The sequence below is a fragment of the Candidatus Schmidhempelia bombi str. Bimp genome (assembly GCF_000471645.3).
In the GTDB taxonomy this organism is placed as follows: domain Bacteria; phylum Pseudomonadota; class Gammaproteobacteria; order Enterobacterales; family Orbaceae; genus Utexia; species Utexia bombi.
This window is the reverse complement of sequence record NZ_AWGA01000013.1, coordinates 12,401-26,030: the sequence shown is the minus strand read 5'-3', so window position 1 is coordinate 26,030 and position 13,630 is coordinate 12,401. Positions and strand designations below refer to the sequence as shown.

General features: G+C 35.6%; 10 protein-coding genes. 7 read left to right on the top strand and 3 right to left on the bottom strand.

Going from position 1 to position 13,630, the window contains the following annotated elements; all coding sequences use genetic code 11:
• Window positions 1-38 precede the first annotated feature (38 nt).
• From bepA to O970_RS01460, 5 genes are all read left to right on the top strand, one after another.
• On the top strand, window positions 39-1,484 hold the full coding sequence (gene bepA / locus O970_RS01480; protein ID WP_024495416.1) for a beta-barrel assembly-enhancing protease: 1,446 nt from the start codon (window positions 39-41) through the stop codon (window positions 1,482-1,484).
• A gap of 1,081 nt (window positions 1,485-2,565) precedes the next feature.
• Complete coding sequence (gene dndC, locus O970_RS01475; protein ID WP_024495415.1) at window positions 2,566-4,191, top strand: DNA phosphorothioation system sulfurtransferase DndC; 1,626 nt, start codon at window positions 2,566-2,568, stop codon at window positions 4,189-4,191.
• On the top strand, window positions 4,188-6,155 hold the full coding sequence (gene dndD, locus O970_RS01470; protein WP_024495414.1) for a DNA sulfur modification protein DndD: 1,968 nt from the start codon (window positions 4,188-4,190) through the stop codon (window positions 6,153-6,155). Before dndC ends, dndD begins: the two co-directional genes overlap by 4 nt.
• A gap of 32 nt (window positions 6,156-6,187) precedes the next feature.
• Window positions 6,188-6,547, top strand: coding sequence for a DNA sulfur modification protein DndE (dndE, locus tag O970_RS01465; protein WP_024495413.1), 360 nt, complete (start codon window positions 6,188-6,190; stop codon window positions 6,545-6,547).
• A 745-nt stretch (window positions 6,548-7,292) separates the two neighbouring features.
• The gene (locus O970_RS01460; RefSeq protein WP_024495412.1) at window positions 7,293-7,679 is read left to right on the top strand and encodes a DUF805 domain-containing protein; all 387 of its coding nucleotides are present in this window, start codon (window positions 7,293-7,295) and stop codon (window positions 7,677-7,679) included.
• A 481-nt stretch (window positions 7,680-8,160) separates the two neighbouring features.
• Here the strand turns inward: O970_RS01460 and O970_RS01455 are convergent, their stop codons facing one another.
• From O970_RS01455 to rluC, 3 genes are all read right to left on the bottom strand, one after another.
• A complete protein-coding gene (locus tag O970_RS01455) occupies window positions 8,161-9,612 on the bottom strand; it encodes a hypothetical protein (protein ID WP_024495411.1) in 1,452 nt (483 codons plus the stop codon).
• 769 nt (window positions 9,613-10,381) lie between these two features.
• A complete protein-coding gene (locus O970_RS01450; protein WP_024495410.1) occupies window positions 10,382-11,038 on the bottom strand; it encodes a histidine phosphatase family protein in 657 nt (218 codons plus the stop codon).
• A gap of 100 nt (window positions 11,039-11,138) precedes the next feature.
• Window positions 11,139-12,095, bottom strand: a complete 957-nt coding sequence (gene rluC, locus O970_RS01445) for a 23S rRNA pseudouridine(955/2504/2580) synthase RluC (RefSeq protein ID WP_024495409.1) — start codon at window positions 12,093-12,095, stop codon at window positions 11,139-11,141.
• A gap of 105 nt (window positions 12,096-12,200) precedes the next feature.
• Here rluC and dsbB point away from each other — a divergent pair, with 105 nt between their 5' ends.
• Window positions 12,201-12,746, top strand: coding sequence for a disulfide bond formation protein DsbB (dsbB, locus tag O970_RS01440; protein WP_024495408.1), 546 nt, complete (start codon window positions 12,201-12,203; stop codon window positions 12,744-12,746).
• A gap of 199 nt (window positions 12,747-12,945) precedes the next feature.
• Window positions 12,946-13,602 (top strand): bifunctional tRNA pseudouridine(32) synthase/23S rRNA pseudouridine(746) synthase RluA, encoded by a 657-nt coding sequence (gene rluA / locus O970_RS01435; protein ID WP_024495407.1) that lies wholly within the window; start codon window positions 12,946-12,948, stop codon window positions 13,600-13,602.
• The last annotated feature ends 28 nt before the right edge of the window (window positions 13,603-13,630 follow it).

The following is a 13,630-nucleotide window of genomic DNA, read 5'->3' as shown; positions in this document are numbered from 1 at the left end:
TGTCATATGTTTATACAACGATTAAAACTGGGAAGCGTATGTTTAACAAAAAATCACTGATAGCTACTTTAATCACGCTGATGGTAGCACAACCTATGGCGATGGCGGCCAATGTACCATTACCTGATATTGGTACCGCTGCGGTAGCGACACTCAGCGTCGGACAAGAAATTGAAATGGGAGACTACTATTTACGGATGCTGCGTGCCGATGCGCCATTAAGTTATGATCCGCTTATTAATCAATATCTTAATCAATTGGGTCACAAACTGGTCGAAAAAGCCGATTCAGTACAAACCCCTTTTAATTTTTTTGTTATGCGCAGCCGTGTTGTAAATGCCTTTGCGTTTTTTGGTGGTAATGTAGTCATTCATTCACAGTTAGTTTTGTTGACCGATAATGAAAGTCAATTGGCCTCGGTCATGTCGCATGAAATTTCGCATGTTACTCAGCGTCATCTAGCCAGAATGATGGAGTCACAGAAAAATAATAGTCCATATATCTGGGGGGCTGCTCTAGGATCGATATTGTTAGCTCTAGCCAATCCACAAGCGGGTATGGCCGCCTTTACCAGTACCCTTGCTGGTTCACAACAAAGCGCCATTAGTTTTACCCAAGGTAATGAACAAGAGGCTGATCGCATTGGGATGAATATTTTAACTAAAGCGGGCTTTGATCCTTACGCTTTCGCTGATTTTTTAGAAAAATTATCTGATGATTCTCGTTTTAGCACAAAACCACCTGAAATGCTGCTCACTCATCCATTACCGACTAATCGATTAGCCGATATCCGAAATCGTGCCAATCAGTTAAAACGACCCACCGTTACGTCTTCATTGGATTATTATTTAGCGAAAATACGTTTAGCTGTGTTTAGTAAAAATCAAAATACCACGCAATTAATCTTGAATAATTATCGACAAAGTCATCAACCAGTAACTCAAATAGCGTTGGATTATGGGCAAGCGTTAGTGGCTTATCATCAACACCATTATGCTCAAGCAGAAAAAATATTAACGCCTTTGCTATCGAGTTATCCTAATAATGTTTGGTTTATCGATTTGATGACCGATCTTGATCTTAAAACCAATCATACTGCGAAAGCGATAACTCGTTTACAACAAGCGTTAAAAAATAATCCGAATAGTCAAGTATTACAGCTTAATTTAGCTAATGCTTATTTGGAAAATAACGATTTATCCCAAGCTGCGACGCTATTACATCGCTATACGCATCAAAATAGCAATGATATTAATGGCTGGGAGCTATTAGGTACAACCTATTCTAAACAGCGTTTACGTGGCGAAGAGATGATGGCCCGTGCTGAAATTAGCGCCTTACAAGGTCAATTTCAACAAGCGATTCGATTATTAACCAATGCTAAAAGTTATCTACAAAATAATAAAACGCTTTCTGCACGTAGTAATGCCCGTATAACTCAACTTGAACAGTTACAAAAACGCTATGCACAGTATAAGCATTAAATAAAGCAGGGATAGTTAGTGGTTAAGGCGCTAGTTCTGGGATACTTTGTACAGTAATGAATAAACGTTTGTTTCGCCATTAGATATAAATGGATGAGATCATGCCGCTTCGGTGATCGGTTTAATTAATGGGGTTTATATACCCTTTTTACGCGTTAATAGTTGACCATTTTGTAATAATTCTAATGCTTTTTCAAAATCAAATTCTTGGAATCTGTGTCATTTCTTTTTTGGCAACTTAGTTTACCGAAATGACACAGAATATTGAACAGTCTCGTTGTTTTCTATAATAACAATCCTATTGATAAATAGATACCGCTATCGATAATGGTCTTAACACGAATACCGAATTAATGGTTTTTAGCATTATATCTATTAACAGTGGAGCGCCGAACAAACGATTTTACTTAGGCTATTTTGTCTTTCTATTAAAATCAGTTGTGTTGCGCGTCACTATGGCATAGCCGTCGTTCATTTCCTGTTTATGTTATTGAACTATCGATACAGACTGACTCGTTAGCCATTTTTAGCGACTTATTACAAATAAACTATATATTGATCAATATATTACACCTTACTAACCTAGCACCGATAATTTATATAATGATAACGTGTTAACATATTTACATCCTGTATCGGAATAACGTATGATGTTCAGCCTATTTCCTAACATCTTAATGCCATTATGAATAATTTTTATACTCATCATCGTTATTGTTTGTTTAAGGTAAAAAAGAAAATCGTAACGATAACTTTTTATCTTCTCCTATATGTGTACTGTTCCTTGGCGCGAATAAGATGTGTTGCTAAAGCGAATCGTCACAAGCAACCTAGACAAAATATGAATAATCGGTGTGAGCTATCCAATCCAATTCCGTTTATTGTAGTGCGTCAATGCCTCAACGCTCACGGTGGTTAATTCCGTAAATATTCAGGCGTAGATCAAGGAGATAGATAACAACTTAGCAGAGATTAATAATATCGCCTATTAGGCATGCTTTTCCTCGTTTAATCAATAATTTTTATCTGTTACGTTTAGCCACAATGATCGATTAAAGAACTATAAGTAAATGTAAGAATGATGACAAACTTGAAACAACTTTATGATTTATACGAATATGCCGATTTTATCAATAATGAACATTTCGCTAATCATCCCCTCATTGAATACCTAACCGAAGTACAAACTATTTACTGTGCGGATAAGCGTCCTTGGGTGATTGGGTATAGCGGAGGTAAAGATTCTTCCGCCGTTATTACGCTAGTTTATTTAGCGTTACTCGGTTTGGATCCGAAATTAAGGACAAAATCAATTTTTGTTGTTTGTTCTGATACTTTAGTTGAAACACCTGTCGTGGTTGATTTAATTAGCCGTACGCTGAAACAAATCGAAAAAGGCGCTAAGCGAGATCATATTCCTTTAACTACCCATACAGTGATTCCTAAAACCCATGAAACCTTTTGGGTTAATCTGCTTGGAAAAGGTTATCCCGCACCAACACGAAATTTCCGCTGGTGCACCGAAAGAATGAAGATCAATCCTGTTAGCGATTTTATCAAAGATAAAATTAGTCAGTTTGAAGAAGTGATTGTTGTATTAGGATCGCGAAGTAGTGAGAGTGCCTCACGAGCCCAAGTGATTGCAAAGCATAAAATCGCTGGTTCGCGGTTAGCTCATCATACCACGTTGGCCAATGCCTTTATTTATACGCCGATTGATAGTTGGGATGTGGAGGATGTGTGGAAACTATTACGTGGTGCTTATAAATATAATCATAACGATTTTGATGAGTGGGAATCGCCATGGGGAGGCAATAATCGACCACTTTGGACACTATATATGGACTCTTCGGAACAGGGGGAGTGTCCACTGGTGATGGATAAAACCACACCTTCTTGTGGTAACTCACGATTCGGCTGTTGGACCTGCACCGTAGTAAAAAAAGATCGCGCGATGGAGAGTTTAGTTAAACACGGCGAAGCGTGGATGTCGCCGTTGTTAAAATTTCGCAATTTATTGGCGTTAACCACCGATCCTCAACAAAAAGATATCTATCGAAACTATAAACGGCGGACAGGAAAACTGAGTTACCAGCATGCAAAAAAGGGCGAAGATATCGCATTAATCAGGAAAATTGTACCTGGTCCTTACTGGTTAAGTTACCGAAAAAAGTGGTTAAAGGAGTTATTAACCATTGAAGCCCAACTTAATCAACAAGGTCATGCTATTCAGTTGATCCGCGAAAGCGAGCTTCATGCCATACGCCAAGAATGGCTTACCGATCCTAATGAGCCTGATTGGGACGATTCATTACCCAAGATTTATCGAGATGTTTATGGTAAAGATTTAAATTGGATTATCAATGATCAATCTCATTTTGATGCCAGTGACGCTCAATTACTCAGAACCATTTGTGCTGAGTATCATATTGAAGCAGAGATGGTGATGAAATTAATTGAACTTGAGATCAGTATGGAAGGCATAAATTATCGGTACGGCATTTTTAATAAAATTAACCAAATCTTGCAACAAGATTGGGGAAGTCTATTAGAGATTGAGCAGAAACAGGCCTTACTGCAAAAACGCCATGAAAAAGATATCCATCAACAAGAAATTAATCAGATTGATGATCAGCTTAAACGTATTCAACAGCAATTATCCAAAGCCAATAATTTATCCTCGCTCAATAGAGGAGTGCTTAGATGATTATTAAAAAATTAATATTGAATAATTTTCGCGTCTTTCAAGGTCGTCATGAAATCACACTCATGACCAATAGCCATGAAAATAAACCGATCATCCTTTTTGGCGGATTAAATGGGTCGGGTAAAACGTCCATCTTGCTTGCAGTACGTTTGGCACTGTATGGAAAAATGGCATTTAAACCTTTGGCTCGTCAGCAAGAGTATGTTGAATGGCTATCATCAATGATTTATAGCAATCCAACCCATACCGATAATTCTACGCAAGCATCAATTGAATTAGTTTTTACCTATAATCAGGCTGGGGTAGAATCGGAATTTAATATTATTCGCAATTGGCAATCTGGATCGCAAGATACCCTGCGGTTATCGCGTAATGGCCAACCATTAACGGAACTTAGCTATGAACAAAGCCAAGGATTTTTAAATGGACTGATCCCATCTGGGGTGGCTGATTTATTCTTTTTTGATGGTGAGAAGATCGCTGATTTAGCTGAAGATGAAACTGGGCTGATATTACCGATCGCAATACGACGTCTACTTGGTTTGGATCTCATTGATAAACTTCATCACGATTTAATCGTTTTCTTAAAACGCCATAATGTTGATAATATGGATAAACAGTATCAGCAACAATTAACAATACTGGAACAAGAAAAACATAGCGATCTGACGATGGCACAGCAATGGTGTGATGAAGCCGCATTGATTAAACGAGACATTGATCAGCTAACGATAAAAATTAACAAACAGGAACATGTATTATCGACCCAAGGTGGCGCGTTTGCGCTAACCAAAACCCAAGAATCAGAAAAAGCAGAAAATCTGCTTAGAGAAAAAGAGAGTTTAGAGAAAATGCTGCGTCAAGAAATTGATGGTCTTTTTCCTTTAGCGTTAGCGCCTAAGATATTGACACAACTGTTACAACAGTTAACACAGGAATCACAAGTCAAACAGACCTTAAGTTTTAAGAAAGAGTTAGACCTTTTTTTAGCACAGCTTAAAGTGAATACGGCACAGCATCCATCAAGCAAGCAACAAATGGTCTATCAAGCTATCGAAAAACAATTAATTGATTATCTTAATAATAAATCATCATTAACTGAGATTTTATTTGATGTATCAGATACCGAATTAGGCCGCTATCAACACATGATCACTATCGAAAGTATTAAAGCTCAATCGCGTTTTCAACAAACTAAGGCGCGCCTTTCTGAAGTAGAAGTTGCGTTAGAAAATGCCAGTTTAAATATACAAAGAGCACCTGATGAGGAACAATTATTAACGATATTTGCGGCTATTCGAGAATTAGAACGCTCAAGGCAACAGCAGATTGAGCTATATAAACAGCGTCTTGAACAAGCTAGGCAAGCGTTAGCTTCAGCTAAACATCGAGCCCTTCAAATGCAAAAAATCCATGATCATGCTCGCACTCATTTTAGTCTAAATAATGCCGTCACTTATGCGCAAAAGTTGCTCCCTTTACTTGAACAATATTCGTTAGCTTTGACAACATCACGGATTAAGTTATTGGAAAAAAATTTTATTGCCGCTTATACACGATTAAACCGTAAGCAACATCAATATTTATCAGCCAAAATAGATAGCAAAACCTTCAACATTGAGTTAACGAACCAACACGGACAATTGATCCATCGCCACTCATTATCCGCGGGTGAAAAACAGATTTATGCGATTGCCATTTTAGAAGCCTTAGGAAAAACCTCAGGTCGTCAATTACCGATTATCATTGATACGCCATTAGGGCGTTTAGATTCTGAACATCGGAATAAGTTAATCAACTATTACTTCCCGATTGTCAGTCATCAAGTGATTATTTTGTCTACTGACACCGAAATTGATCAACACGATTTTAGGCATGATTTACACCGCTATATTGCCCATAGCTATCAGATCGTATTTGATCAGCAGCAGCATGCATCGCATATAAAAAATGGCTATTTATAGTCTATGCCTAGCCCAAATAAGGAGATTAACCAATGTTACCAAATAGAATGCAATTATCACGACGTACAGAAGATCAATTAAAACGATTAAAAAATGCTACTGGTATTACGCCTAATATTGCAGCAAGAGTGGCTTTTTATCGTTCTATTGAATCTGGATTTCGTTATCAAACCACTCCCCAACATTTAGATGGAACATTAATTCTAGAAAAATCAATCTGGTTAGGTGAGTTACAAGGGATAACGGAATTGTTACTTAAATATATTTATCCCAATTTAGATAGAAAAGAGACGATGAAAGCGTGGGCGGCGCATGTTGAAGATGGTATCGCATCCTTAAGAAATTATAAAAGTTTAGCCGATCTATCCGCATGCTTATTGCTATCAAAATAACCTGATCAAAAAGTATCTGCTCCAAGTTAAATTATTGGTATACGTTTATTATTGTTTATTGTCAAATAGACGTCATTGGATGGACTATGTTAGGAGCCAAATCTGCTCTAGATAAAAAATTAACTGTATATATAGCTAATAACTAGTATGTTTTTTCTAATGACAATATGTCTATATAACATGGCAAAAGGTTTTCACTTATTGCGTTATAGTTAAATTAGGCTAGTACCATCCCCCTTGTAACGATGAGAAAGGAGTAGTTAAAACAATATTAAGCAATAGGTTTAAGTCGCTTTTCGCTATGGTAAAATCCAGCAAGGCTAATATGGGTATTTGGTACATGTTAAAACCCGTCATTCATCATTTCTAACCCTGTACCTAATATAGGCACAACTAACATTTTTACCCTTAATTCATTTATCCTCAACCGAACGTCACCAATCCTTCATCGTGATTGTTTCAGTTGCTATAGCTGTCGTTACGTCATCATTGAGTATGGATACCAATGTCACTGACAAGATCACAAATGGCTTTGATAGTAAGATCGTGTTTGCGCATTAAATCTAGTTTATAAACCATAAATTATTGTATTAATTAAACTTTTTATTAAATGATAATCAGCGTTATTTGTTCATTAATTAATCGTTATAAATAATCACTATAAAATAGTTTTATTTTAAATTTTTTTTGTTAAAATAGCCGCCTTAAAAAATCTATATTAATAATTTAACTAAAGGATAATAGGATGAATTGGTTTATTGAGTGTATTACAAAAAATTATGCAAATTTTAGCGGGCGTGCACGTAGAAAAGAGTATTGGATGTATACTTTGTTTTATCTTCTTTTTATGTCCATTTTAGTAATTGCTTCGTTAGTTATTTGCACAATGAAGGAGATGGATTCAATAGCAACACAACATGTAGTAATTTTTATTGTCATTTGTGCTTACCTTGCTTTGTTTATTCCTACTTTGGCCGTTTTAGTTCGTCGTTTACATGATATCAATAAGTCTGGTTGGTGGAGTTTGATTTCCTTCGTCCCGTATGTGGGTTTTATTATCTCAATTATATTTCCCCTCCTAGATTCAACACCTGGTCGTAATCAATATGGTGAAAATCCGAAAAATATGTAGTTTTATATTTACCTCATCACTTGATGTGATGAGGTTCATTATTTGAATGTTAATATCTATTTTATTAAATCCCCATTTTTTGTTTTAAATAATCACGCCTTAAGTAAAACACTGTTTTTTCCAGCTACCCGACGTTAATGGGTTTTACTGATAGTTCTGTTGTAATTTTGTCTATCTCACGCCTTGGTGAGGATATAGAAGCTAATTTAGGGTTGATAAATTGTTTTTTGCTCCTATTAAAACCAACAATGGCAACTTGCTTTGGTGTTTTCATCGTTAATCACTGGGACTATAGTCATCATTGGTCTTGCCTTGCCACTAAAACAGACAATATTTATCACCTTTATCTATCCATGATGGCGTATATTTTGGCTTACGCTAAACTTATCAAATCCAATAGCTATATACCCAAGTTATCATGACGGCACTATGTACTACTCATTTTAGCTAATATGAATAGCACATTTCGTGTTGTTGTATATTATTTAGGGTTTCCATTAGCTTCCTTATCTTTTTTGGTATAAAGCAGTTCTTCCTGAGTGGGTTGTCTAAAAGCGATGAAATGGCTAGGCCCAACAAGAAAAAACGTCTCTTGCATATAGATGGCTTTATCACCGTTGAATAAAAATGCCGCTAATGGTGAATTTTGGATATGTTCAAATTTGACATAGGTTAATTCTTCACTTATATCAATGCCATGCCGTTTAAAATTAGCGACTTGTTGCTGATAAAGCACTTCATTGCCAAAAAATGTCCTTGAGTTCTGTTTAACAAATGAGGCGGTGTAAGGTTGATAATAATTGATACAAAGTTGCTTATCTTTGCTATTTAAGCTCAAAACAATACGCGCATTAGCCAATTCGGGTAAATGAGTACCATAATAAGGTCGTAAATAATTATTTGCTTGAGAGGGCGTTAAGCGTAGCTTTTCATTTTGATTGACGTTATTTTGAGGATAACAGGAAGAGGTAATAGGTTGTTGCCTAAAATGTCCATCGGTGGTGATTTGATAATGTTTGATTTCCATGGCCCCATTTTCAAAACGATGTTTTATATTAATTAAGTTATTTTGGTCAATGTAAAAATCATAACCGACAAGATAACCATTATATTCTGGCGATCCTATCGTTGAGGATTGGTCATGATAAATAAATAGTTTGTCTAACATGCTATAATTTTCAGAAAACAGATATAAATAGAGGCTAACATCGCCACTTTCTGAATAGTTACTAATTAATATTGAATTTATATTGGGTAAAGAGAGGGATAATTTGGCAGCTTTGATTTCTTGAATATTGAGCGGTAATTTTAGAAACGTTTTAAAATGAGCAGAGATATCGGTGAAAGAAGGGAAATCAAAATCTACTTGCGTATCAAGCAATAAATTAATATCTTTTAATTTTTGTGCTTGTTGAATAAATTCGGTCTCAAAGTAAGGTTTTAAATAGGAAAATAAATAACCATTTTTTAATAAAAATAATTTATTATCGATTAAGATAGCTTGATTATTTAGAGTTAAGAATGAACTTAATATTGATGTATTTACACTTTTTTCAAATTGAATATAGGTAATTTTATCCATGAATTCAATACCATAATAATAGGTCAATTCTGATATCATTTTTTTTGCTGAAAAATTAAATTGTACTAAATTATTTTGTTTAAAAAATGTCTCTATATCAGTAGAGAAAGTTTGAATTAAATAAGATTCCTGATTAAAGTAAAATTGATTTTCATCTATTTGGATAAAAAAATTCGCTATCATTTCGGCTAAAGGCGGCTCATCATGGTTATCACTATCAATATTTTTTACATTGAATATATAGTTAGGTATCCATTTATTGTTTAGCGATGGTTGATTAGCGTTAACCGATGAATTAAAAAAGTTCAAAAGTAGCAAATAATGGATAAAAAATAATTTAACTATTTTCATTGTTATTCCTTTTATATATCCCTTCATTAAGCAGCATGTGGATTGGTTGACACCAAACACATACTATTAGTCATCTTTCTATCGAAATAGTCATTTTTTATTCGTTTAATCTGATATAGATTTTATCTATGAACAAAGATCGTTATAGATAAAGTACAGTAATTCACTATTGATTGCGGTTATTTTTATATATTGATTTGTATTTTATCGTTCCTATTTTCGTCTCTTTATCATGAAAATAATTACTCTATAATGAATTTTTACTCCTATTAAAAACATAGATTTTTCCTTATTCTCTGCTTTATCATAAATATGAGCATCCCTCTTAAGAGTGAATGCTATTTATTATAGATAAATCACCTATTTTTTATTTGGGTAGATAAAAGGACAAGATATAGAATATATCTATTTGATTTTATGCTGTTTTTTGTATCTGGCGAATTGGAATCAAAAACTTATCTTGTTAGATAAGCGGAATTATTCGAAGTTATGTCCTGCTACTGCCCATATTATATAACGTTATAACTAATAAAAAATAATTACTGAAAAATCAAAATCATATTTATTAATTTATTTGAACTGATTCATCAGTTTCGTGATTTATATCTCTTTAATAAACGTTCAAAACTGATGAATTTACCATTGATATAAGTGCCATCATTAGTGGTTTCGATTAATATACCATCATCAGTAGAATAGTATTTAGGCAACCAGCAGTTTAACCATGATGATCCTTTTATCCACTTAACCACGCTATGGTGATTTATCGTCACGTTAAATGGATAACTTGGTTATATTGTTGCAACGTAAATTGCCCAATTTGATTTGGATAAGATTGCCGATAATTTAATAGACTAATACTAGTATTAAGCAATTTAGGACGCAATATTTCATCCCGATGCTGTGTCCAATCACCACCACTAATCACATGGATAAGCAAACGTAATGCCGTACCATGTGAAACAATTAAGATATTACCGCTATCATGTGTAGCAATAATATCAAATAAGGCTTGTCGCATACGGGCGTAAACATCCAAATAGTGTTCACCTTGATTAACTTGTGAATCAAACCGCGCTAAATCGGTTAAATAAGGTTGGAATTCAGGCAATGATTTTAAATATGATACCTCTTGCCCCTCCCAAATACCAAAATTCATTTCACAAAGTCCACAATGAGTAGCACAGGGTATGGATGTAGTTGTGGCATGATTGGCTGCGACAATCAGATCGCGCGTATCCATTGCCCGTTTTTGGGTACTTGAGTAAGCCGCAACAAAAGGAACCATGGACAAATAATTTCCAGTTATTTTAGCACCATTTATGCCTTGTTCGGTTAAAGGGGAATCTTTCGCCCCCTGCATTAAATTTTGTTTATTCCATTCCGTTTCACCATGTCGAATCAAATAAAAATTTATCTCTTTCATTTACTATCCTTACTTGGTTATCATTGAAATGTAGCAATATTTACCCCACGATGCAGGTTGACTTCTCGTTACTTGCATTGGAGATGATAATTACCCTATCTTATTGCTTTTGTTGACGTAACAAGGTTAAGCACTGTTGTAGCGTATTATCTAACGGTGCAACAATGGTCATCTTTTCTTCCGTTCTAGGATGAATAAATTGTAGCTGTAACGCATGTAAAAATAGCCGATTAAGCCCCGTATCAGCCAGTAACCGATCAAAATTACGATCACCATAACGATCATCATAAGCAATCGGATGATCCGCATGCTGGGTATGTACGCGAATCTGATGGGTACGACCTGTTATAGGGCTAGCACGGAGTAAAGTCGCGAACTGAAAGCGCTCTTCTACCTTAAAACGGGTTTCTGAAGGCTTACCCTCTCGATGTACTCGAACCACTCGCTCACCACTTTGTAGCGTATTTTTTAATAATGGGGCTTGAATCACTTTACAAGCCGATGACCAATTTCCTTTGACTAAAGCCAGATAATCTTTCTGCATCTGTTTTAATCGTAATTGTTCATGTAGGGCACGTAATGCAGAACGTTTTTTCGCTACCACTAATACGCCTGAGGTTTCTCGGTCAATACGATGCACTAACTCTAAAAACCGAGCTTGAGGCCGTAAGGCACGTAACCCCTCAATCACACCAAAGGTTAAACCACTACCACCATGCACAGCAATACCTGACGGTTTATTAATGACTAAAATATCATCATCTTCATATAAGATAACCTGTTCAAGGCCCGCGACTTTATCTAATTTAGCTGAGACTGGATGATCATTTCTTTCAGCAACGCGTACTGGTGGGATACGCACTTCATCCCCGACCACTAATTTATATTCTGGTTTGACCCGTTTTTTATTTACGCGGATTTCACCCTTGCGTAAAATACGGTAAATAAGACTTTTTGGTACACCTTTAAGTTCGGTACGCAAAAAGTTATCAATTCGTTGCTGTTCATTTTCAGCCGTGATAGTTATAAACTTAACCTGTGGAGAATTTGCTTTCATTGATCATCATAATTAATTAAAAGGATTAATAGTTTACATTATTAGAAAATAACTTACACTATTTGCACAGGAAAACTGTTCATTCTATTCAAGGAAAGTGCGTTTATGCTTCGATTATTAAATTATTATTCACAAAATCGTCTGGCATGGTTTCTATTATTATTATCCGCTTTAAGTTTTGAACTTGTCGCTCTGTTTTTTCAACATGTTGTAGGATTATTACCCTGTACATTATGCATTTATCAACGATGTGTGTTTCTAGGGATTATGTTGGCAGCCTTAATTGCCTTAATCAATCCTAAATCATTACTTTATCGTCTATTCGCGTTAGCGCTTTGGCTTTATTGCGCAATAAAAGGGTTTTGTTATGCCTATGAGCAAGTGACATTACAATTTCAACCTTCTTTATTTCACTCTTGCTCATTAACACCAGAATTTCCTTCTTGGTTACCGCTTGATCGTTGGTTTCCAGCCATATTTGCTAGTTTTGGTCAATGTTCTGAAAAAGTTTGGGCTTTTTTATCCTTAGAGATGTCGCAATGGACAATGTTAATTTTCATCTGTTACGTTATCGTGGCCTTGCTGATTTTACTAGTACAGTTTTTTAAACAGCCTTTGGATCAAAACTTAAATAAAGTTAAATTTCATTGATAATACATATCAGGTTATCCATTGCTTAGTATTAGTGGTGGATAACGGTGTGACCAATTATCGACTCATTTTATTGTTATTTGCGCCAAAAATTATTTGAATTATCGTGTTTTAACTTATGAAAAATAAACATTGGCGTCATGCTAATTTCTGATAGAATAGCGCCAATTTTTCTGCTATTACATTGAAATATTAATCTATGTTACTTGAATATCACCCTTCGACAACACCTTGGCTTATTCCGCTTTATCAAGATGAACACATTATTGTTGTTAATAAGCAAAGTGGTTTACTCTCTGTGCCAGGTAAAGCACCTGAACATGCGGATAGTATTATCTACCGTCTTCAACGTGACTTTACATTTGTTGAATCCGTACATCGTTTGGATATGGCAACCAGCGGGGTGATGGTAGTCGCCTTAACCAAATCAGCAGAACGTGAACTAAAAAGGCAGTTTCGGGAACGAGAACCCAAAAAATATTATGTCGCTCAGGTATTTGGTCATATACAACACGATCAAGGACGTATTGAATTACCCTTAATTTGTGATTGGCCAAATCGTCCTAAGCAGAAAGTCTGTTTTGAAACGGGTAAATCCGCCTCAACTGACTATGAAGTGATCGCGCGCTATCCAGATAATACCACACGCGTAAAATTGATCCCATTTACCGGTCGTTCGCACCAGTTGCGTGTTCATATGCAATCACTTGGTCATCCTATATTAGGGGATAAATTTTATGCGCATTCTGAAGCCAAAGCGATGGCTAACCGTTTACAATTGCATGCACAATCGTTGACAATTACCCACCCTTTTCACGGTAAATTAATGACATTTACTTGCGAACCCGACTTTTAATCATCACGTTAGGCTTTAGAACGCCTAA